Genomic DNA, 25,080 nt, shown 5'->3' with positions numbered 1-25,080 from the left:
AATTAGAGCATTCTGGGCATAATAAGCTGGGTATAAATCGAGACTATAGAATGAAAACACTATCTGTATACTTAGATGTTGTGACTCGCATCTTACCAGGAATCATGCTACTACCATCGGTATTCATCTTGTTGTGGAATGGCTATGCTCATGCTCAAATCACTCCAGATAATAGCCTCAATACCAAAGTCACCCAAGATGGAAAGCAATTTACCATTACTGATGGTAGTCGAGCAGGCAGTAATTTATTTCACAGTTTTAGTGAATTTTCCGTTCCTAATGGTGGTTCGGCAACATTTGATTTAAGCAATACAACAAATATTACAAACATATTTAGTCGAGTAACTGGTGGTAACATTTCTCAGATTGATGGCAAAATTCAGATTATTCCAGCAGGCAGCAACCCTGTTAGTCTGTTTCTTCTCAATCCTAGTGGGATAGTTTTTGGATCTCAAGCCAGTCTCAATATCAGTGGGTCATTTGTAGCTACTACTGCCGACAGTATTAGATTCGCTGATGGCTTTAAGTTTGATGCCACCCAAGCCACCACACCACCCTTATTAACCATGAATGTACCTGTGGGGCTACAATTAGGCAGTAATGCTGGCAAAATTCGCACCGAAGGCACACCCGCACTCAATTTCTCAAATCGCCCCGCACAAAGTTTTAAGGCTCAAACCGTCGCCCTAGTAGGTAGTGAAATTGATATTAATCAGAGTAGCATTGCCAATCCAGACGGCAGAGTGGAATTGTGGGCATTGCAGAACGCAGAGGTGGGATTGAATAATCAAGCACAATTGCAACTAACTAGCCCAACGACGGCTGACTGGGGACTGATTTCCCTCAGACAAGCCTCATATATCAATACCAGTGGAAAAAATGGCGGAGCTATTAACATCCGTGGACGCGGTTTAACACTTCAGGAAGGTTCGAGCATTGCTTCGACTACAGGAGCGTCTGGACAAGGACAAGGAATCACCGTTAAAACCACGGAATTTATTGATTTGTTGGGAGTGTCAGATCCACAAAATTATGACACCCCTGGATTATTCACTACTGTATCTGGAAGTGGCGCAAAGGCGGGAGATATTACTATCGAGACAGAGAGTTTACGGATTCAGAATGGAGCATGGTTGCAATCTATCAACAATGGTTTTACCTTCGATTTCTCGAATTTCAGCTTTACTCCCATCAACGATGCTACTACAGGCAACATTACCGTTTTTGCTAAGGACGTGGAAGTGAGTGGGTATAACCCATTTCCCAATCCTTTTACTGGAGTTGCTAATTTTCGACCTAGTGCTATTACCACCTTAGTTAATAGTGGCAAAAGAAATAATAGCGGTACTATCACCATTGAAGCTAATCAAGTTCGTCTGCTGAACGGTGGACGTATTAGTGCCAGTATAATAGGTTTCCCAATTCCTGGTTTAGACTCAATCACTGTTGGTAATTCTGGAGATATCTTTATTCAAGCTAGGGAGTCTCTAGAAATTAATGGAACTACGGCTGGGGGATTAACTGGTGCTATCATAAGTTCAATTCAAGCTTTTGCTCAAGGTGAAGCTGGTAATATTACTATTAACACAGGAAATTTGCGTGTCACAGATGGTGGAGCTATTGCTAGTGAGCTATCAGGTACTGGCAATGCTGGGAATATAGTGATTCAAGCTCAAAATGTAGAAGTCAGTAAGCCAAAGCTCGATAGTTTTAGTAATACAGTTAGTGGTATTACTGTGGCAGTGAATAAAAATGCGGTTGGGAATGGTGGCAATATTAATCTACGAGCTGAACGCTTACGCGTGTTCCAAGGAGGTCAGATTACTTCATCTAGCTCAGGTAAAGGATCTGCTGGTAGTGTGAATTTACGGGTTAATGATATTGATGTACAGGGTCGTTCTGAACCTTTAAGAGACGGTCGTATACTGCCTAGTAGTATCACAGCATCCGCCGCTAATAGTTTTTCTGCTCGGTCAGTTAATATTAATGCTAGCCAATTGAGTGTGCGCGATGGGGCAGAAATTACAGTGAGCAATCTTGGCTCTGGAGATGCAGGTAACTTAAATATTAATGCTCGTCAGATATTTCTAGATAATGGCGGTAGTTTACGAGCCGAAGTGAATGGAGGTAGTCGCGGTAACATCCGACTCAATGCTAGTGACTTTGTCCTCCTCAGACGCGGTAGTAGTATTGTGACTAATGCTCGTGGTGCTTCCACTGGTGGCAATATTAATATTAGTGCAGAGTCAATTATTGCTGTCCCCACAGAAAATAGTGATATTGCTGCTAATGCCGTTTTAGGACGAGGCGGTAACATTCTAATTACCACTCAAGGTCTTTTAGGGTTGCAATTCCGTGACCAACTCACACCCAATAGTGATATTACTGCCAGTTCGCAATTTGGGCTAAGTGGTACGGTGCAAGTCAATACAGTTGGTGTTGATCCCAATGCAGGTTTATTAGAGTTACCTGCCAATTTCACTGACCAATCCAAACAAATAGCCAGTGGATGTGCTGATACGAGTGGTAGTAGTTTTATCGCCACAGGCAGGGGTGGTATACCACAAAATCCCATGCAGGAAGTGAGGAGCGATCGCACTTGGTCTGATATCCGCAGTATATCTGCATTCCAAAACCAACAGCAAGTACAATCCCAAACAACCACACAGCCACAAATCCCCATCCAAGCTACATCTTGGCATCGTAACGCCCAAGGCAAAATAGAATTAGTTGCCAATCAATCTTCTACCCAGACACAAAGAGCATTAACCTGTTCTGCTGTATCCACAAATTAGTGTTATAAAACGCACCTAAATGGGAATCATAAATACGTACGAGAAATCAGACATGAGTTTATGAAATTCCAGATTGTTGGTTTTGGTTTTATAGGAGCCATCTGTATATCTGCTGTGTACAACAATGGTGTTAATGCACAGGTAAATGCAGATCACACCCTCAAAACTAATGTGAGTGGTACTAATAATTACATCATTACCAACGGCACTCGTGTTGGTAATAACTTATTTCATAGCTTCAGCCAATTCTCAGTTCCCAACAACGGCTCGGCATCATTTCAAAATGCGGTTGATATTCAAAATATTTTTAGTCGGGTAACAGGTGGTAATGCTTCCCAAATTGACGGTTCTATCAGTGCCAATGGGAGTGCCAATTTATTCTTACTCAACCCAGTCGGCATCATGTTTGGGCAAAATGCCAGGTTAAATATTGGTGGTTCATTTGTCGGTACAACTGCCAGTAGCATTAAATTTGCTGATGGCACGGAATTTAATACAGATAACCTCGATATGCCGCCATTGTTAACAATGCGCGTGCCTGTAGGATTACAACTTGGCAGCAATGCAGGAACAATTACCATTCAAGGAAGCGGACACAATGGCCGTGTTAGTACAACTTCTCAAGTATCTGAACTCAACAGAGGATTAGAGCTACAATCTGGCAAAACCCTAGCATTAGTAGGTGGAAATATTGCCTTGGATGGCGGTTTAGTCTCTGCACCAGGAGGACAAATAGAACTGGGTAGCATCAGTAATGGCAGTGTGACACTCAATTCCACTACTCAAGGATTTACCCTGAGTTATCCCCACACTGGGGATTTTGGTAATATTACCCTGAGCAAATTAGCGTTAGTATCGACAGACGATATCAATTTAGTCAATCAAGGAAATAGCGGAGCAATCCGCATTCAAGGAAAGCAGGTAAGCATCAGTGATGGTTCTTTGGTATTTGTTCAGAATCGGAGTAAGCAAACGGCTGGTGATATTGTGGTTAATGCTACAGAATCATTGAATATCATCGGTAAATCACCTGATTTTAAAAGTTCTAGCAGTTTAGTCAATGACACCGTATCTGCTGCGGCAGCAGGAGATATTATCGTTAATACCCCGAAGTTAAATATTGCTCAAGCTGGTTACATAATCAACCGCACATTTAGCGATGCTTTTGGGGGCAACATTATTATCAATAGCGACACAATAAATGTTAGTGGTTTTGCACTCAATGTCAATGAGTTTGCACCGAACGATTTTGCTCGTTTTGGAGCCGTTAGCCAGATAACAGCTAGCCCTTTTGGCGCAGGAAAAGGCGGAGATATTTCTATTGTTACGCAAGATTTATCTGTTTCAGGCGGAGCCAACATAACAGCTAGACTTCATTCTTCAGGTAATGGCGGCAATGTCAATATCAAGGCAGATACCATTCAGGTATTAGGTGCAGATGCACCAAGAGGTCTGTACCATAGCGTAATTTCGGCTTCCTCATTCGGGACTGGGGATGCTGGAATTTTGAATATTGACACCCGTAGACTGTCTGTGCAAGGTGGTGGTAGAGTATCGACTTCGAGCTTAGTTTTAGGAAATGCAGGTTCACTGACTATCAATGCTTCAGAATCGATTGATGTGAGTGGTAGGAAACCTGGAGATTCTTCCAGTTTTATTGGTAGTGCGGTTATTCCACTTGCTCCGTATGAAAAGATTTCCCGTGCTAATGCAGGGAACACTACAATTAACGCACCCATTGTGAACGTTTCTGATGGGGCGATGATTCTTGTCAAAAATACTGGCTCTGGTACAGCTGGTAATCTGCTCATCAATGCTAATACCCTGACACTCAAGAATGGTGGCAACCTTTTAGCCAATACAAGAATAGACGAAGGCGGTAACATCAACCTACAACTGCGGGATGTATTATTGATGCGTCATGGTAGCTTGATCAATGCCGAAGCTGGTAGTAATGGCAATGGTGGCAATATTAATATTAACTCTCCCAATGTCATTGGTCTAGAAAATAGTGACATCATTGCCAACGCCGTACAAGGAAAGGGGGGCAATATTCAAATCACAACTCAGGGAATTATTGGTTTGGAGTACCGTAATCTTCTCAATCCTAGAGAAGTTTTGAGTAATGACATTACCGCTAGTTCCCAATTTAGTGTCAGTGGTACAGTTCAAATTAATAATGTGGGCATTGATCCGAATTCCGGTTTAGTGGAATTACCGGAGAATGTGACTGATCCATCCCAACAAATAGCTACTGGTTGTTCTAACACTAATAATAGTAGTTTTATCGCCACAGGACGGGGTGGCGTGCCAAAAAATCCTAGTCAAGATGTAAGGAGCGATCGCACTTGGTCAGATATCCGCAATATCTCTGCATTCCAAACAACAACGCAAATCCAAGCACAAACACCCACACATCCACCAATCCCTATTCAAGCTACATCTTGGCATCGTAATTCCCAAGGACAAATTGAATTAATTGCCGATAAATCTGCTGTGAATTTTCAACCATCATTAACTTGTGCTGCTGTTAATCAAAGCTGAAAAAAACTCATCGTAAAATTACACTGCCACCTCAATATCAAAATTTACCTGGGGAAAAATAGACACAAGGTAAATGATTGACAAAGACAGTGATGAAAGTAACTTTAGCTAACCTCAGCTTACTTGGTGCAATTTACATCTTAGTTATTAGCAACATTCATGTACAGGCGCAAGTAACACCCGATCACACCCTCAATACTTCTGTAAGCGGTACTAATAATTACATCATTACTAACGGCACTCGTGTTGGTAATAATTTATTCCATAGTTTCACCCAATTCTCAATTCCCAACAACGGCTCGGCATCATTTCAAAATGCGGTTGATATTCAAAATATATTTAGTCGGGTAACTGGTGGTGATATTTCCCGCATAGATGGTGTAATCAGTGCGAATGGAAGTGCCAATTTATTCTTACTCAACCCAGCCGGTATCATGTTTGGGCAAAATGCCAGGTTAAATATTGGCGGTTCTTTTGTCGGCACAACAGCCAATAGTATTAATTTTGCCGATGGAGTAGAATTTAGTGCGGTGAATCCTAGCAATCCGCCCTTGCTGACGATGATGACACCTGTTGGTTTGCAAATGGGGAACAATTCCGGCAACATTGGATTGCAAGGAGCAGGACGAGCAACAGTCTTGAGTGGTTTTTCAATTGTATCTGGCTTAACGGGGAATAATGGGTTACGGGTGCTTCCTGGTAAGACCTTGGCGTTAGTTGGAGGGAATGTTGCTCTAGATGGCGGTGTGGTAGTCGCTCCAGGAGGCAGAATTGAATTAGGCGGTGTGACAGATGGCACTGTCACCTTGACTTCCAATTCTCAGGGATTGTCTCTGAGTTATCCGAATGCCACCAGCTTTGGTAATGTGCAGATGACACAGCGATCCTTAGCATCTGTGCAGGGGTTAAGTTCGGGAGCAGTGCAGTTACAAGGGAAGCAAGTGAGTTTGAGTGACGGTTCAATTGTGGCTGTGCAGAATCTGGGGAGTCAACAAGCTGGGGATATCAAGGTAACAGCGACAGAATCCGTGAATATACTGGGAATGTCGTCGGATTTTCAAAGCTCCAGTGGATTAATAAATGAAACACTTGGCAGAGGTGCTGGGGGAAATATTATACTCACAACACCCAATCTAACAATCGATCAAGGTGGGTATGTTGTGACGCGCAACTTTACGGCTGCTCCAGGTGGTAGCATTACGGTCAACGCTGACAACATTTTGGTAGGTGGGATTCTTCCTGGAAGTAAAACTGCTCCTGTGCCTATATCTGCTGTGCTGGTAGCTGCAACCTATGGCTCTGGGCAAGGGGGAAATTTGCTTCTCAACTCCCAAAATTTAACCGTAGTTGGTGGAGGCTATGTTGGGACAAGAGTATTTAGCACAGGGTCTGGAGGAAATGCGTTTGTTAAAGCTGATGCGGTTCGGGTATCAAGTTTTGGTACAGGGGATGACCCCAGTTTAGTGAGTTTGATCTCGGCTAATTCATTAGGTGCTGGTAATGCCGGCAATCTTGATCTCGATACTCGTACCCTCTCAATTCAAGACGGGGGGGTTGTTTCGGTATCTGCTTTACATCGAGGTAATGCAGGTAATCTTTTGATCAATGCTTCTGAGTCCATTGATGTAAGCGGTGTTAAAAATAGCAGTAATCCAAGTTACATTGGTGCTGTCGCCAGAATATATGATGTCAGACCAATTCCTGATTCTCAGGCTAACGCGGGTCAAGTCACAATTAACACACCAACTCTGAATATTCGCAATAGTGGAACTGTTTTTGTCGCTAACCAAGTGTTAGGCGATGCCGGAAAACTAACTATCCAAGCTAATCGATTAACTTTAAGTAATCAAGGGAGTATTTCGGCATCCACTAAAGCGGGAGAAGGCGGAAATATTGACCTCTATGTGGGAGATGTTCTATTGCTGCAAAATCAAAGCAGGATTACTGCAACCGCCGGTGAAATGGGAAATGGGGGAGATATTAAGTTAAATGCTCCCTTGATTGTGGCAACAGGTAACAGTGACATTATTGCCAGTGCATTTCAAGGACGGGGTGGGAATATTACCATTGGGACTCAAGGGATTTTTGGTGTGAAATATCGTGATGGCGAAACTCTCGAAAGTGATATTACCGCTAGTTCGCAATTTGGGATCAGTGGTACAGTGCAAGTCAATACAGTTGGTGTTGACCCTAATTCCGGTTTAGTGGAATTACCGGAGAATGTCAGCGACTCGTCCCAACAAATTGCTACAGGTTGTGCTGATACGAGTAGTAGTAGTTTTATCGCCACAGGTAGGGGTGGTATACCGCAAAATCCTATGCAGGAAGTGAAGAGCGATCGCTCTTGGTCAGATATCCGCAGTATATCTGCATTACGAAACACCACTTCAGTACAAGCACAAACACCAACATCAACACAGCCACAAGTCACTATCCAAGCCACTTCTTGGCATCGTAATGCTCAGGGTAAAGTTGAGTTAGTTGCAGATCAATCTTCTACTCAGACGCAACTATCCTTAACTTGTGCAGCAATTTCCAAAAGTTAGTTACACATCCAAAAAGGTTAGCAAAATCATTTTTTGGGAATACTACTTATAGGGTAGACAGTGGAAATAGGTTGATGAAAGTAACTTTTACGATCTTTGGTGTAATCGGCGGAATTGTCATAAGCTTGGTTGGCAGCAGTGGTGTTAAAGCTCAAGTCATTCCCGATAGTTCTCTTGGGACAAATGTCTCCCCAGGTTCAGAACATTTCACGATCACTAATGGCCACCGTGTCGGCAATAATCTGTTTCACAGTTTCCAGCAATTCTCAATTCCCACCAATGGCTCTGCTTTCTTCGACAATGCTTCCGATATCCAAAATATTTTTAGTCGTGTCACTGGTGGTAGTATTTCTCAGATTGATGGTTTAATTCAAGCTAATGGTAGTGCCAATTTATTTTTGCTCAATCCCAATGGAATTATCTTTGGCTCTAATGCCAGATTAAGTATTGGTGGGTCGTTTGTAGGAACGACAGCCGATAGTATTAAATTTAGCGATGGGACAGAATTCAGTGGGATTAATACCAATGCAACTCCTCTGTTGACTATGAATGTACCAATTGGGTTACAGTTTGGTGGTAATCCGGGAAAAATTTCTGTTGAGGGAACAGGGAACAATCAGATATTAAATGGCACATCTCCTATTTCGGGATTAACCAGTGCCAATGGGTTACAGGTGCGATCTGGAAAAACACTAGCTTTGGTGGGTGGAAATCTTGTCCTCAATGGTAGTTTTCTGGCTGCACCAGGAGGACGCATTGAGTTAGGAAGCATTACTCAAGGCGATATCGACATCAATTTAACTCCTCAAGCCTTAACCCTGAACTATCCTGACGCAAACTATAGCCTTGGTGATATTCATATGAGCCACCGTGCTGTAGCCTCTGCGCGTGGAACCACTCCAGGATCAATTCAAGTCCAAGGAAAACAGATCAACCTTGAAGATGGTGCTTTACTAGTAGTACAAAATCTAGGTAGCCAAACTGCGGGTGATATTACCATCAATGCCACAGAATCGCTGCAAGTGATGGGGATGTCCCCAGACTTTAAAACTTCCAGTGGAATCGTCAGTGAGACTCTACAAGTAGGTTCAGCCGGAAATATTGTCATTACTACCCCAAAACTCCACATTGATCGAGGTGCGCTCGTTCTGAATCGTACTTATAGTTCAGCACCTAGTGGTGATGTTGTAGTCAAAGCTAGTGAAGTATCAGTGGGTGGTATTCAACCGGGGAATCCTTCTATTGCTCCGATATTTGGTGTGCTGATGGCTGCAACTTATGGTAAAGGTCAAGGTGGAGATTTATTACTCTCTACTGATCGCCTGACAATTTTCGGTGGTGGTAATGTTGGTACTAGAAGCTTCTCTAGTGGCAATGGTGGCAATGCCAAAATCAGCGCTGATACTGTTGAGGTTTCAAGTTTGAATACCCTCCCAGGGTCTTATTTAATTAGTCTGTTATCGGCTAATACTTTTGGTGCGGGGAATGCCGGCAATCTTCAACTTGATACCCGCAAATTGTCTATTCAAGATGGGGGTTTAGTTTCAGTTTCGACTGTGAGTTTTGGCAACGCTGGCAATCTGACGATCAACGCCTCGGAGTCAATCGATGTAAATGGCATTAAAGACCCAGAAAATCCCAGCTATATTGGAGCGATCTCTCGTTTATTTTTTGTGGGAAGTAACGGTAACAGCAACTCTACTGCCAAAGCTGGTAGTGTCACCATCAATACTCCTAAATTAACAGTTCGCAACCAGGGAAAAGTTTTTACCCAAAACCAAGTTCTAGGTGATGCAGGCACTTTAACAATTAACGCAGATACCATATATCTTGACAACAATGCTAGTCTTGCAGCATCTACAAAAGTCGGCGAAGGGGGTAATATCAACCTGCAACTGAGTGAAAGCTTGCTGATGCGTCGCGGCAGTTTCATTAATGCCGAAGCTGGTGGTAAAGGCAATAGTGGCAATATCATCATTAATTCACCCATCATCTTTGGTTTAGAAAACAGCGATATTATTGCTAATGCTGTCAATGGCAAAGGTGGAAATATTGAAATTAACACTCAAGGTATTTTTGGTCTGGAATATAGTTCCCAATTGACCTTAGAAAGTAACATCACAGCCAGTTCCCAGTTCGGAGTCAATGGTACAGTGCAGGTTCATACTATCGGTGTAGATCCCAATTCTGGTTTAATAGAATTACCAGCCAATGTTACTGATCCATCCCAACAAATTGCTACAGGCTGTTCCAATGCTAATGGTAGTAGTTTTATAGCGACGGGACGGGGTGGCATACCGCAAAATCCTATTCAGGAAATTAGGAGCGATCGCACTTGGTCAGATATCCGCAATCTGACTGCATTCCACAACACACCACAAATTCAAGCACAAACACCCACACAACCGCAAATTCCCATCCAAGCTACTTCCTGGCATCGTAATGCTCAAGGTAAAGTTGAATTAATTGCTGATCAATCTCCCGTTCCAGTGCCAACAACATTAACCTGTGCTGCTATTTCTCAAAGTTAATGATTGATCGTATTCAGACTCTCATCTGGGAACAATATATTACATATATAAAATTTCGAGATGAGTTGATGAAGGTAACTGTTGCAGGCTTGGGTTTAATTTGTGCCATTTACATATCAGCTATTAACAGTAGTGTTCAGGCACAAGTAACACCTGATAGCACTCTCAATACCAAGGTGTCTGGAAGCCAGAATTACATTGTCACCGACGGTACTAGCGTTGGTAATAATTTGTTCCATAGCTTTAGCAGCTTCTCGGTTCCTAGCGATGGTTCTGTCACCTTCAGCCATAGTTCTCAGATCCAAAATATTTTTAGTCGCATTACTGGCAATAATGTTTCTTATATTGATGGTGCTATCAATGCCAATGCTAATTTATTCTTACTCAACCCATCTGGGATAATTTTTGGCAAAACCGCCAGTTTAAATATTAGTGGTTCCTTTGTAGCGACAACAGCCAATAGCATTAAATTTGTCGAGGGAACAGAATTTAGTGCTGTCAATCCTGCTACTCAACCTTTATTAACAATGACTGTACCCATTGGTTTGCAAATGGGCAATCATCCCGCACCGATACAAGTCCAAGGGACAGGACATAGCCTCAATACCAACAATACTTTTTCTCCCATAATTCGCAATCCTAGCCTGACTAAACTACAAGTACAGTCAGGAAAAACCTTAGCATTGGTGGGTGGCAATATCACTTTGGATGGTGCTACCCTAAGTGCAGCAACGGGTCACATAGAATTAGGGAGTCTGGGAGGTTCAGGATTAGTTAGTTTAGTACCAATTACTCAGGGTTATCAATTGGAATATGAGCAGGGACAAAGTTTTGCTGATATTCAACTAGCACAAAAGTCACTATTAGATGTGAGTGGGTTTAACTCAGGCGCAGTCCAACTCCAGGGAAGAAATATAGAATTTACTGATGGTTCGTTAATTTTCTCCCAGAATTACGGCACTCTTCCCAGTGGAAATATTAATGTACAAGCATCAGCAGCGATCGCGATGATTGGAACTACACCCGATGGGAAAATTCGCAGTTGGATTCGTGCGGAAGCCTGGGGAACTGGATCTAGTGCCAATATCAGTATGATCACTCCCCGCCTCACACTCCAAAAAGGTTCAGGAATTAATGCTTTAACCTATGGAACTGCTAACGGTGGTAACATCCAGATTCAAGCAGCAGATATAGAAGTATCAGGTTTTTCACCCCTCAATCCTACTGGAGTGACATCCATTACCACTAGTACCTATGGAAAAGGTTCGGCTGGTGATGTTTTGGTGAATGGGAATAATTTATTACTCTCTGGGGGAGCTTCCTTATCATCGGTGACGTTTGGTAGTGGCTCTAGTGGTCAGGTGATAGTCCAAAATCAAAATACCACCGTCACGGGTGAAAATCCTTCTGGATTGTATAGCAATATCAGTATCACTACATTTGCCAATGGCAATGCCAAAGATTTGAGATTAGATACTGGGAACTTGCAAATATTGAATGGCGGAACGATTGGTTCATCGGCATTCTTTATCGGTAATGGTGGTAATGTCCAAGTCAATGCTAGTGAAGCGATCGCTATTAGTGGTAGCAGTAGCAATAATAATAGTAATATCAATTCTTCTGTTGTGCGTTTAAGTCCGCAATTACGTCAATTCTTTGGTTTGCCCAATATACTGACGGCTAATGCAGGTAGTGTTAGTATTACCACACCAAAACTCACACTCACAAATGGTGGAACAGTCAGTGTGACTAGTCAAGGGACTGGGAACGCCGGAAATGTGCAAATTATTGCCGATCAGATCCAATTGAAAAATCAAGCCTTAATTCAAGCGCAAACAGAATCAGGTAATGGCGGTGATATCAGCTTGCAAGTCAGCGACTCGCTGTTAATCCGCGATCGCAGTAAAATTACAACCACCGCAGGTGTGATGGGTAATGGCGGTAATATTAAGATTAATTCACCCACCATTGTCGGCTTAGAAGACAGCGATATCACCGCTAATGCTGTACGAGGTCAAGGTGGCAATATTAACATTACCACTCAGGGAATTATTGGTTTAGAATACGGTTCGCATCTGACATCAGAAAATAACATTACAGCCAGTTCAGAATTTGGGGTGAATGGTACAGTACAAGTCAATACAGTCGGTGTAGAGCCAAATTCGGCTTTAGTGGCATTACCAACAAATTTTACTGATTCATCCCAAAAAATTGCTAGTGGCTGTGCAGATACTAATCGTAGTAGTTTTGTCGCTACAGGTAGGGGTGGAGTGCCACAAAATCCGACACAACAAGTGAGGAGCGATCGCACTTGGTCTGATATTCGCGATATCTCTGCATTCCACACCACAAAACCAACACCAGCCCAAACACCGCAATCCTCAGAAACACTTGTCCAAGCTACTTCCTGGCGACGTAACCCTCAAGGCAAAATTGAGCTTGTTGCAACTAATACCAACTCGCCGATACCACCAGCCTTAATCTGTGCGGCTGCAGCCGAAAATTAATTACTGTTAAAGAGTTTGTGCTTTTGGGAAAAGTAAATATGGAATATAACACAAGAAATAGATTCATGAAATTAACTTTTGTCTGGTTGGGTGTGTTGAGTGTAATCTTCTTATCTGCTGTTTACAACAACAGTGTTCACGCCCAAGTAATCCAAGATAATACCCTCAAGACTTGTGGAAATTAACAACGTTGGTGTTGACCCCAATTCGGGTTTAGTGGAATTACCGGGAAATGTGACTGATCAATCGCAGCAAATAGCTAGTGGTTTTTCTGCTAATACTGGTAGTAGTTTTGTCGCCACAGGAAGGGGAGGAATACCACAAAATCCGACGCAGGGAGTGAGGAGCGATCGCCCTTGGTCTGATACCCGTGACCTCTCTGCGTTCCACACCACAAAACCAACACAAGCTCAAACACTAACACAGACACAAATCCCCATCCAAGCTACTTCTTGGCATCGTCGCCTTGATGGCAAGATTGAGTTAGTAGCCACTCAACCCAGCTATCTACAACCATCTTTAAGTTGCACTAATGTTGCTTCTGAAAGAATTTAGTAGTGCTGTTAGTGGAAGTGGGTCATTGATCAGCGTGCTGTCATATATGTTATGCCAACTTTCAAGGTGGGCATCCTAATACTATTGCATAGAGGATTAGTGCCATGAGAGGGATCTGCCCAGCCACAAGCGAGAAACTGAATGCCCTTACTAAATCAAGTATAGTATTATACAGTGTGTGTTGTGGCTTACCCGCCTTGGCTCAGGTGAGATCAGATGACACTACTAGAACCCTTGTGAATCCAAGCAATAATGTTGTGGAAATTCTCAACGGCAGACAAGAAGGTAATAATTTATTTCATAGTTTCAGTTATTTCTCTGTGCCTCAAGGTATTGAGGCACGGTTTGATTTAAAAAACACACCAAATGTTACAACTATATTTAGTCGGGTGACTGGTGGGAATGTATCCCATATTGATGGCACAATTAGCGTAGTTAATAATCCATCTGCCAGCTTATTTTTACTCAACCCGGCGGGGATTGTATTTGGCAAAAACGCCTCATTGAATATTGGTGGTTCATTTGTAGGAACAACGGCCAATAGTATTAAGTTTGCCGATGGAACGGAATTTAGTGCTGTTAATCCAACATCAACCACATTATTAACCGTGAGTGTACCCATTGGTTTACAGATGGGGCAGAATCCAGGAGGTATAACAGTCGAGGGAGGAGGACATCCATTAAATAGACCCCTCATATTTTTTCCGATTTTAGGCACAATAGAGGACATGGGTCTGAATGTGCAACCAGGACAAACATTAGCCCTAATTGGTGGTGATATTACCTTAAATGGCGGGATATTAACCGCAGCAGATGGACATTTAGAATTAGGGAGTGTTAAAAATGCAGAAATTTCTCTCAACACATCATTAAAAGGATGGGAATTTGCTTATAATACAGTGCAGAATTTCCAAAATATTCACTTATCAAAACAATCCCTAGTTGATGCTAGTGGATTAGGTGGTGGTTCTATTCAGGTACAAGGAAATAATCTGAATATTCAAGATGGATCTTTACTACTGCTACGCAACTTTGGATTTTTACCAAGTGGAAATATTTCTATTGATGCTGCTAGTAATTTAACTATAAATGGCACTACACCAAGTGGTGATATAAGTAGTGGTGTTATCGGTCAAGTTTTAGGTTCTGCTCCAGGAGGGAAAATTTCTATTCAAGCTGACCAAGCCTTATTAAGTAATGGTGGTGTCATTCTCAATCAAACATATAGTCCCGCCAGGGGTGGAAATTTGATTGTTGATGTTGCAAACACCCTCACATTATCTGGAATTTCTCCACTTAATCCATTAGCTGCTAGTGGGATTACTTCAAGCACTTTTGCTGATGGTCAAGCAGGTGATTTACTGATATCTACAGGCAATTTAGTTGCTGATAATGGGGGAATTATTACTACAACAACTTTTGCTAGTGGGAATGGTGGAGACTTAACGATTAATGCTACTGATTCCATATTTATCAACATGGATATTCCTGGGTTAGCTCTTCCTAGTGGTATTACAGCTGAAAGCATTGTGGCAGGTGATGCTGGTAATTTACGCATCAATACGGCAAGATTAACAATCAATGGCGGCGGGCAAATTTTAGCATCAACTAGAGGTAGTGGTAAAGCAGGAGAGATTGTCATTAATGCTGCAAATTCTATAGAAGTTAGTGGTTCTATTCAAGGTGCAGAGGAATTATTAAAAAGTACAATTAGTTCCAATGCTCAAGCCTTACCACCGGAACTGCAAATTTTGTTTGGTGCTTCAGCATCACCAAATGGAGACTCAGGCAATATAGAAATTAATACACCCATACTCAAAATTAATGACAATGCTGCGGTGACAGTCGCACATTTAGGAACTGGAAATGCGGGGAACTTAAATATCCAAGCCAGAGAAATTTATTTAGATAACCAAGGACAAATTACAGCCGCAACGCGGTCAGGTGGAGGTGGAAATATTGACTTACAAACCGAAAATTTATTAATGCTCCGCAATTCGAGTTTGATTAATACCGAAGCTCAAGGTACGGGAAATGGTGGAAATATTGCGATTAATTCTCCCATAATTTTAGGCTTAGAAAATAGCGACATCATTGCTAATGCCGTAGGAGGTCGTGGAGGTAATATTAACATCACTACTCAAGGCATTATCAGTCTAGAATTTCGTAATACTCTCACCCCAAGAGAAGACCTCACCAATGACATCACAGCCAGTTCCCAATTCAATGTTAACGGTAGTGTGCAAATCAATAACATCGGCGTTGACACCAATTCGGGTTTAGTGGAATTACCAGAGAATATGACTGATCAATCGCAGCAAATAGCTAGTGGTTGTTCTGCTGATACTGGTAGTAGTTTTGTCGCTACGGGACGAGGTGGTGTACCACAAAATCCGACACAACAAATGAGGAGCGATCGCCCTTGGTCTGATACCCGTGACATCTCTGCTTTCCACACCACAAAACCCACACAAGCCCAAATACCACAATCCTCAGAAACACTTGTCCAAGCTACTTCCTGGCGACTTAACCCTCAAGGAAAAATTGAATTAATTGTCGCTAAATCTGCTTCGCAGATATCACCAACATTGACCTGTGCAGCTGTAGTTGGAAATTAACTACCGTTAAAAAATCTACTCTTGTGGGCAAGATAAATATGGAATAAAAAACAATAAGTGGATTAATGAAATTAACTTTTGTCTGGTTGGGAGTGCTAAGTGTAATCTGCTTATCTGCGATTTACAACCATGATGTTCACGCCCAAGTGATTCAAGATAATACCCTGAATACTTCTGTTACTCCCACTCATTCTATAAACGGAAGTAATATTTACACCATCACCAACGGTACTCATGTCGGCAATAATTTATTTCATAGTTTCAGTGAGTTCTCTATCCCTACAGATGATTCTGTATTATTTAACAATCCTATAGGTATTCAAAATATTTTTAGTCGAGTGACTGGTGGTAATATTTCCAAAATAGATGGTTCTATCAGTGCCAATGGTAGTGCCAACTTATTCTTACTCAACCCATCTGGGATTATTTTGGGTGCAAATGCTAGCTTAAATATTGGTGGTTCATTTGTCGCAACTACAGCTAATAGTATTAAATTTGCTGAGGGAACAGAATTTAGTGCGGTAAATCCCGCCGCTCAACCCTTATTAACAATGACTGTACCCATTGGCTTGCAAATGGGCAATCATCCTGCACCTATACAAGTCCAAGGGACAGGACATAGCCTAGATGCAACCGATAGTTTTTCTCCTGTAATTCGCAATCCTAGCTCCACTCAATTACAAGTACAGTCAGGAAAAACCTTAGCATTGGTGGGTGGAAATATCACTTTGGATGGTGCTACCCTGAGTGCAGCAACGGGTCACATAGAATTAGGAAGTCTGGGAGGCTCAGGATTAGTTAGTTTAGTACCAATTACTCAGGGTTATCAATTGGAATATGAGCAGGGACAAAGTTTTGCTGATATTCAACTGGCACAAAAGTCACTATTAGATGTAAGTGGGTTTAACTCAGGCGCAGTCCAACTCCAGGGAAGAAATATAGAATTTACTGATGGTTCGTTAATTTTCTCCCAGAATTACGGCATTCTTCCCAGTGGAAATATTAATGTGCAAGCATCAGCAGCGATCGCGATGATTGGGACTACACCCGATGCAAAAATTCGCAGTGGAATTCGTGCGGAAGCTTTGGGAACTGGAGCTAGTGCCAAGATCAGTATTATGACTCCTCGGTTGACAGCCCAAGAAGGTTCAGCAATAGGTAATTTAACTTTTGTAACAGCCAAGGGCGGTAACATCCAGATTCAAGCAGCAGATATCGAGGTATCAGGTTTTTCACCCCTCAATCCTACCGGAGCGACAGCCATTACCACTAGTACCTTTGGAAAAGGCTCGGCAGGAGATATCGCAGTTAATGGGAATAATTTAATCATCTCTGAGGGAGCTACATTATCATCGGTGACGTTTGGTAGTGGCTCCACTGGTCAGGTAATGATTCGCAATCAAAATACTACCATTAGGGGTGAAAACCCTTTTGGGCTGTCTAGCAATATTGGTATGACTACCTTTGCTGATGGCAATGCCAAAGATTTGAGATTAGATACTGGGAACTTGCAGATATTAAATGGTGGCATCATTGGTTCATCGGCATTATTTGTAGGTAATGGCGGCAATGTCCAAATCAACGCTAGTGAGGCGATCGCTATTAGTGGTCGTGGTAGCAGTAATAACAGTAATATTAGCTCTTCTGTAGTGCGTTACAGTCCAGAAATACGTCAATTCTTTGGTTTGCCAGATATACTGACAGCAAATGCAGGTAATGTCAGTATTACGACACCCAAACTCACACTTACAGATGGTGGAACCGTCAGTGTGACCAATCAAGGGACTGGGAACGCGGGAAATCTGCAAATTATTGCCGATCAGATCCAATTGAAAAATCAAGCCTTAATTCAGGCGCAGACAGAATCAGGTAACGGTGGTGATATTAGTTTGCAGGTCAAAAACTCGCTTTTCATGCGCGATCGCACTAACATTACAACTACAGCATCAGGTACGGGTAATGGCGGTAATATCAGTATCAATGCACCGATTATTTTCAGTTTAGAAAACAGCGACATCATCGCTAATGCTGTTCGAGGTAGAGGTGGCAATATTAACATCACCACTCAAGGCATGATTGGCTTAGAATACAGTTCGCAAGTCAGCCCAAACAATGATATTACAGCTAGTTCAGAGTTTGGTGTGAATGGTACAGTCCAAGTCAATACTGTGGGTGTTGACCCCAATTCTGGGTTAGTGGCATTACCAACAAATTTGACTGATTCATCCCAAAAAATTACCAGTGGATGTGCAGATACTAACGGTAGTAGTTTTGTCGCCACAGGTAGGGGCGGTGTACCGCAAAATCCCAATCGCGAAGTGAGGAGCGATCGCACTTGGTCTGACATCCGCAATCTATCTGCATTCTCAAACACCCCTCCAGTACAAGCAAAAACACCAACACAACTACAAATACCCATCCAAGCTACTTCTTGGCATCGTAATGCTCAGGGCAAAATTGAGTTAGTGGCAGAGCAATCTTTCATTCAAACGCAACTATACCTAACTTGTACTCCGGCTTGACCTTTTTTGAATTCAAAATGCAAAATGCAAAATGCAAAATGAAGAAAGCAAATTATTTTGAATTAATTCTGGGTTTCAAGCCCCCGCTAATTGTCTTTAATTTTGAATTTTGAATTTTGAATTTTGAATTGGAGCGAAGCGACTTGACCTCAAAGTTAATCATTCATGCCCTAAAAGGGAAAACTAACTTGATAACTAGATCAAGGAAATTTTTGGTGATGAGAGTCTTACCCTTTGTATTTCTCTTAGTTAGTGGGTTATTTACTCTTGGCATAATCCCAGAGGCTTCAGCTGAAGTGACACCAGATCATAGTGGCACTAATACCAATGTCAAACCTGATGGCAGTAATTTTCAAATTACTCATGGTACAGAAAAAGGTCAGAATTTATTTCACAGCTTCAGTAACTTTTCCTTACCTAAAGGTACTTCAGCAACCTTTGATTTAACTCACACACCAAATATTACAACCATATTTAGCAGGGTGACTGGTGGGAGTATTTCCCAAATTGATGGATTAATTCAAACTTATCAGGGAAATTATCCAGTCAGTTTATTTTTAATCAATCCGGCAGGGATTGTATTTGGCAAAGATGCCTCATTAAATATTGGTGGTTCCTTTGTGGGAACAACAGCCAATAGTATTAAGTTTGCTGATGGGACAGAATTTAGTGCTGTTAACCCGACGGCAAGCACATTATTAACTGTGAGTGTACCCATCGGTTTACAGATGGGGGTAAGTTCAGGAGATATTCGGGTTGAAGGTTCAGGTAATAGCAATAATGTCACACGTAGGGGGATTTCCTTACTTAACATCACCACACCAACTACAGGGTTACAGGTAAAATCTGGCAATACCCTGTCTTTAGTTGGGAGTAACATCACTCTAGACGGTGGTTTACTGATCGCCAACTCTGGCAAGGTAGAGTTAGGGGCGTTAAGTAATGGACAATGGTTGCTAGGACAAAACAATCAACTTGCAAGTGTTAGTACAAGTCCCACGACAGAATTTGGGGATATTCAACTCCGCACTGGCTCATTGGTCAATGTGAGTGGTATCAATGCAGGTTCTGTGCAGTTAAATGGCGGAAATATTACCTTGCAAGATGGTTCATTAATTGCTGGACAGAATCTTGGTCAGCAACCTGGGGGAAACATTCAAATCATCGGTAGTGAATCTCTCTCAATTATTGGTGCTACATCTATTCTCCCCAGCCAAATTGCAACTCAAGCCTTGGGGTTAGGAAAAGGTGGTGACATCAATATTTCTGCGCCGCAAATCATGCTGCAAAATGGTGGGATCGTCACTGCCAGCACTTTCAGCGCGGCCTCTAGTGGTACAGTCACCATTAATGCCCCACTTGCGGTTCAACTCACAGGGACTTCACCATTCGACCCCTCTGCTTTGAGTGCATTTGCCACTACAACCTTTAATCAGGGTAATGCTGGCTCAGTGAATCTCTCAACCGGCACACTAACTGTTCGAGGTGGCGCACAAATTACCTCCACAACTTTAGGATCTGGTGATGCAGGTCAAGTGAGTGTGAATGCAACTAAGATGATTGACTTGGCTGGAACGTCTCCTGTATCTAATAGTGCGATCGTTTCCACTTCCTTTGGTGCAGGGGATGGCGGTACTACCACTGTCAATACACCTAAACTCATACTTGACAATGGTGGTGCTATTATTACTACGGCTTTTTCGAGTGGTGATGCGGGTAAAATCATCATTAATGCTGAAGATTCCATTGAGATGAGGAATTCTCAACAGTTAGACTTGAATCTTGCCAATAGCAACTTTGTTAATACTCAGATCACTTCTAGTGTGACTGCTGCACCAGCTATACTCCGACTGATTTTAGGACTTCCTGAAAAAGCAACGGGTAATGCGGGGTCTGTGTTGATTAATACCTCGACACTAAACATGGACAAGAATGCTGTCATTTCCGTGGAAAACCGCCAAACCGGCCAAGGGGGACAACTAGAAATCACTGCGGATCTGGTAAATTTAGCCAATCGCTCCAGAATTAGTGCTTTAACAACATCAGGGAATGGCGGTAATATCAACTTCGATGTTCAGACAGGTCTATTATTACGCCAGAGTAGTCAAATTTCAACCACAGCCGGAGGCTTGGGAAACGGTGGTAATATCATCATCAGTTCTCCAATTATTTTAGGCTTAGAAAATAGCGATATCATCGCTAATGCCGTGGGAGGTCGTGGGGGCAACATTAACATCACCACTCAAGGCATTATCGGTCTAGTATTTCGCAATACCCTGACCCCAAGAGAAGACCTCACCAATGACATCACGGCCAGTTCTGCATTTAGTGTCAATGGCACAGTCAAAATTAATAACGTCGGTGTTGATCCCAATTCGGGGTTAGTGGAATTACCAGAGAATCTGACAGATACATCACAGCAAATAGCTACGGGTTGTGCAAGTACGAATGCTAGCAGTTTTGTGGCCACAGGTAGGGGTGGTGTCCCGCAAAATCCTAATCAAGAAGTGAGGAGCGATCGCACTTGGTCAGATGTCCGTGATATATCTGCATTCCCAACCCAACCGCAAATACAAGCACAAACACAGCCACAAATCCTCATCCAAGCCACATCCTGGCATCGTAACGCCCAAGGCAAAATAGAATTAGTTGCCGAGCAATCTTTTACTCAGGTGCAACCATCCTTGGCTTGTACAGCTATTCCCCAAGATTAATTGTCTAATACGTTACAAAAGTTAAATTTTTGGGCATCTTAATAATTATGTAAAGAAATTATTAAGAGAGGCGATTTCTATGTGCTTCACTGGCTTTCGTGGTGTGTTGGCACGTCGAATACTCTTGCCATTAGGAACAATCTTCCTTTTGTGTAATTCAGCTAGCGCACAAGTAACTCCTGATGGAACTTTTAACACTAGGGTGGTTTCCCCAGATAATCAACATTACGCAATTCATGATGGAAACCGTATTGGCAATAACCTGTTTCACAGCTTCTATCGATTTTCCGTTCCTCTCAATGGTTCAGCCTCATTTCAAAATGCTGCTGATATTCAGAATATTTTCAGCAGAGTCACAGGAAATAATATTTCCCGAATTGATGGTTTGATCCAAACCAATGGCGGTGCAAATCTGTTTTTACTCAACCCCGCAGGGATAATTTTTGGTTCTCATGCCCGTTTAAATGTTGGGGGATCATTTATCGGCACAACTGCTGAGACTATTACATTTGCAGATGGGAGTAAATTTAGTAGCACAGACACCAACACATCTCCCTTGTTAACCATGAGTGTACCTGTTGGACTGCAATTTGGTAGTAATCCAGGAGGGATTACAGTTCAAGGTACAGGACATAATGCCCAATTAAGTGACTCCTTGCAAGTTTCTGGACTAAATCTCAATACCAGAGGACTACAATTACCACCAGGAAAAACACTAGCGTTATTAGGCCAAGATATTGCCTTAGATGGCGGACTGCTCTCTGCACCAGGAGGACTAATAGAATTGGGTGCCATTACCAATGGCAACGTGACTCTCAATTCTACTTTGCAAGGATTTGCCTTCCAGTATTCTCAAGTTCCCAGTTTTGGTAATATTCACATCACCCAACGAGCCTTAGCATCGACACGGGATTTCAATGGAGAAAGTGGAGGATCTATCCATATCCAGGGGAAACAAGTCAGTATCCGCGATGGCTCGTTAATATTAATCCAAAATCGCAGTCCCAAAACGGCTGGTAATATTGCCATCGATGCTTCAGAGTCTTTAGACATTATTGGCAAGTCGCCTGATTTTCAAAGTTCCAGCAGTTTAGTCAATGAAAGTACAGCCTTGGGTGCGGCGGGGAATATTATCATTAACGCTCCGCGATTGAATATTGATCAGGGTGGGTATATCTATAACCGGACTTTCAGCAGCGCACCAGGGGGCAATATTATCGTCAACACCGATGAAACGCGGGTTAATGGTTTTGCAGCTGGTGATTCTTCCGCTTTTCGAGCAGTTAGTCAAATATTAGCGGCTTCCTATGCAGGCGGGAAAGGCGGCAATATTTCTGTCTCTACTCAAAAGCTGTCTGTGTTAGCTGGGGGAAATATAGCAGCCAGACCCTATGGTTTGGGTAGTGGGGGTGATGTGACGGTGAAGGCGGATACTATTGAAGTAGATAACACTGGAACTCCTACTGGTTTTTATTTTAGTCTCATCTCTACTGCCACATTTGGGTCAGGTAACGCGGGAAATTTGGCGATTGATACTCGTAAATTGTCAGTGCAAGCTGGCGGGAGAGTATCTGCTTCTAGCATAATTTTGGGTAATGCTGGTGTACTCAATATTAATGCTTCCGAATCGATTGATGTAAGTGGGGTCAAGGATGCAGACAATCCTAGCTATATCGGTACGGCTGTGCGTCCTTTTGGTGCATTTGCCCAAGTTTCCCGTGCTAGTGCAGGTAACACCACCATCAACACTCCCGTTTTGAATATTACTGATGGGGCAACGGTTTTTGTTCAAAATACTGGTTTGGGTACGGCTGGCACTCTGCAAATTAATGCCAACATCCTCAAACTTGACAATAATGCAAGTATTCTAGCATCTAAAAAAGCTGGAGAGGGAGGCAATATCAATCTGCAACTGCGGGATGTATTATTGATGCGTCATGGTAGCTTGATCAATGCCGAAGCTGGTAGTAATGGCAATGGTGGCAATATTAATATTAACTCTCCCAATGTCATTGGTCTAGAAAATAGTGACATCATTGCCAACGCCGTACAAGGAAAGGGGGGCAATATTCAAATCACAACTCAGGGAATTATTGGTTTGGAGTACCGTAATCTTCTCAATCCTAGAGAAGTTTTGAGTAATGACATTACCGCTAGTTCCCAATTTAGTGTCAGTGGTACAGTTCAAATTAATAATGTGGGCATTGATCCGAATTCCGGTTTAGTGGAATTACCGGAGAATGTGACTGATCCATCCCAACAAATAGCTACTGGTTGTTCTAACACTAATAGTAGTAGTTTTGTGGCTACGGGAAGGGGAGGAATACCGCAAAATCCCACACAAGAGGTGAGGAGCGATCGCCCTTGGTCAGATATCCGCAATATCTCTGCATTCCAAAACCAACCGCAACTACAATCCCAAATATCTACACCTCCAGACGTACCTGTGCAAGCTACTTCTTGGTATCGCAATCGTCACGGCAAAATTGAGTTAGTTGCAGATAACTCCCATGTTCAAACACAACCATCATTAACTTGTGCAGCTTTGACTCCCCATCATGACAAATTCAGTCGCAAGTCAGAGGGAATCTAGACAAAAGATTTTTACGCTGATCTATATAGGAATGCGACTTGATTTTTGCAACGATCAGTCGGGGATTAGGGACTGGGGACTGGGGATTTGGATTTTTACTCAGCACTCAGCACTCAGCACTTTCAAACTAAATTACACATACAACTAGGAGTGCGATCGCTTATGCCTCTCTATAAACTGGAAGAATTTGACCCCAACTATCGAGAAACCTTTGGTGGTGCTGATGTTAAATCATTGGAACTATATACAGAAGGTGGGGTGCTAGTTGGCTCAATTGCTGATGCTTTGGTTGACCAAGATGGACGTTTTCGTTATCTGGTCATCTCTACTAATTTAGATACAATTCAGAAAAAAATATTATTACCTATTGGACTTTCCCACATTAATTATCCGGCAAAACGCGTCTATGTAGATGGACTCAGTAAGGAACAAGTAGAACATCTGCCAGAATACCATGAGAATTTAGTCGTAGATGAAGATTATGAAGAGAAAGTGCGCCATATTTTTCGACCACCAACTAGTGGCACAATTCCAGGTAATGCAAGTTCCAGCTATCAAAAAGAAGCAGATTTATACAATTTAAATGGTCAATATCATCAAATATTTAGGCTCTACGAAGAACGCTTGATTGCGAATAAACAACGCGTGAAAACTGGAGAAGTAGCTGTTGGTAAGCACATTGAAACAGAAACTACAAGAGTTAGAGTACCTGTTCAAAAAGAACGTGTTGTGATTGAAAGAGTAACACCAACAGTCGCAGACACCATAGTAGACCCGAAAGAGGTTAAATTCCAATCTGGAGAAGTAGCACGTATAGAAGTTTATGAAGAAACACCAGAAATTCGTAAGCAAGCTTTTGTGAGAGAGGAAGTCAGGGTTAAAAAAGTCATCGAGCAAGAAACAGTAGAAGCTCAAGATACCATTCGGCGGGAAGAATTAGATATTGACACAACAGGTGAAACTAGCTTGCAATCGTCATAAATTCCGTATAAATAATTTCTTGTCTGTAGTCAGAGCTTTAGACATCAGTCTCAATCTAAAGTTCTGGCTGTAAAACACATAAATATAACCTTTGATGTTTTTATAATCCAATAATTATTTCAAACGAAAGATACAATAAATACCCTAAATTTGTAACTTAGTAATTAAGAAATA

At 42.2% G+C, this 25,080-nt stretch carries 10 protein-coding genes and 1 pseudogene; all 11 read left to right on the top strand.

Going from position 1 to position 25,080, the window contains the following annotated elements; all coding sequences use genetic code 11:
• The first annotated feature begins 50 nt into the window (after positions 1 to 50).
• The gene (locus ACQFX9_RS19060; RefSeq protein WP_427157689.1) at positions 51 to 2,795 is read left to right on the top strand and encodes a filamentous hemagglutinin N-terminal domain-containing protein; all 2,745 of its coding nucleotides are present in this window, start codon (positions 51 to 53) and stop codon (positions 2,793 to 2,795) included.
• A gap of 60 nt (positions 2,796 to 2,855) precedes the next feature.
• Complete coding sequence (locus ACQFX9_RS19055) at positions 2,856 to 5,339, top strand: filamentous hemagglutinin N-terminal domain-containing protein (protein ID WP_427157688.1); 2,484 nt, start codon at positions 2,856 to 2,858, stop codon at positions 5,337 to 5,339.
• A gap of 92 nt (positions 5,340 to 5,431) precedes the next feature.
• Entirely contained in the window at positions 5,432 to 7,885 is a 2,454-nt protein-coding gene (locus tag ACQFX9_RS19050) for a filamentous hemagglutinin N-terminal domain-containing protein (RefSeq protein ID WP_427157686.1), read from the top strand.
• Positions 7,886 to 7,959: 74 nt separating this feature from the next.
• Positions 7,960 to 10,416, top strand: a complete 2,457-nt coding sequence (locus tag ACQFX9_RS19045; protein WP_427157684.1) for a filamentous hemagglutinin N-terminal domain-containing protein — start codon at positions 7,960 to 7,962, stop codon at positions 10,414 to 10,416.
• 68 nt (positions 10,417 to 10,484) lie between these two features.
• Positions 10,485 to 12,923, top strand: coding sequence for a filamentous hemagglutinin N-terminal domain-containing protein (locus tag ACQFX9_RS19040; protein WP_427162942.1), 2,439 nt, complete (start codon positions 10,485 to 10,487; stop codon positions 12,921 to 12,923).
• 174 nt (positions 12,924 to 13,097) lie between these two features.
• Positions 13,098 to 13,478 (top strand): annotated as a pseudogene (locus tag ACQFX9_RS19035) (filamentous hemagglutinin); the annotation flags it as partial.
• 104 nt (positions 13,479 to 13,582) lie between these two features.
• Positions 13,583 to 16,096, top strand: coding sequence for a filamentous hemagglutinin N-terminal domain-containing protein (locus ACQFX9_RS19030; RefSeq protein WP_427157682.1), 2,514 nt, complete (start codon positions 13,583 to 13,585; stop codon positions 16,094 to 16,096).
• Between the two features lie 65 nt (positions 16,097 to 16,161).
• Entirely contained in the window at positions 16,162 to 18,618 is a 2,457-nt protein-coding gene (locus ACQFX9_RS19025) for a filamentous hemagglutinin N-terminal domain-containing protein (RefSeq protein WP_427157680.1), read from the top strand.
• A gap of 218 nt (positions 18,619 to 18,836) precedes the next feature.
• Entirely contained in the window at positions 18,837 to 21,332 is a 2,496-nt protein-coding gene (locus ACQFX9_RS19020) for a filamentous hemagglutinin N-terminal domain-containing protein (RefSeq protein ID WP_427162941.1), read from the top strand.
• A gap of 79 nt (positions 21,333 to 21,411) precedes the next feature.
• Positions 21,412 to 23,925 (top strand): filamentous hemagglutinin N-terminal domain-containing protein, encoded by a 2,514-nt coding sequence (locus tag ACQFX9_RS19015; RefSeq protein WP_427157679.1) that lies wholly within the window; start codon positions 21,412 to 21,414, stop codon positions 23,923 to 23,925.
• A gap of 162 nt (positions 23,926 to 24,087) precedes the next feature.
• On the top strand, positions 24,088 to 24,906 hold the full coding sequence (locus tag ACQFX9_RS19010) for a DUF2382 domain-containing protein (RefSeq protein WP_427162940.1): 819 nt from the start codon (positions 24,088 to 24,090) through the stop codon (positions 24,904 to 24,906).
• Positions 24,907 to 25,080: the final 174 nt, after the last annotated feature.

It is taken from the genome of Aliinostoc sp. HNIBRCY26 (assembly GCF_050235535.1).
Lineage (GTDB): Bacteria > Cyanobacteriota > Cyanobacteriia > Cyanobacteriales > Nostocaceae > Trichormus.
Note: the sequence above shows the minus strand (reverse complement) of the source record. Positions and strands in the feature narration are given on the sequence as shown.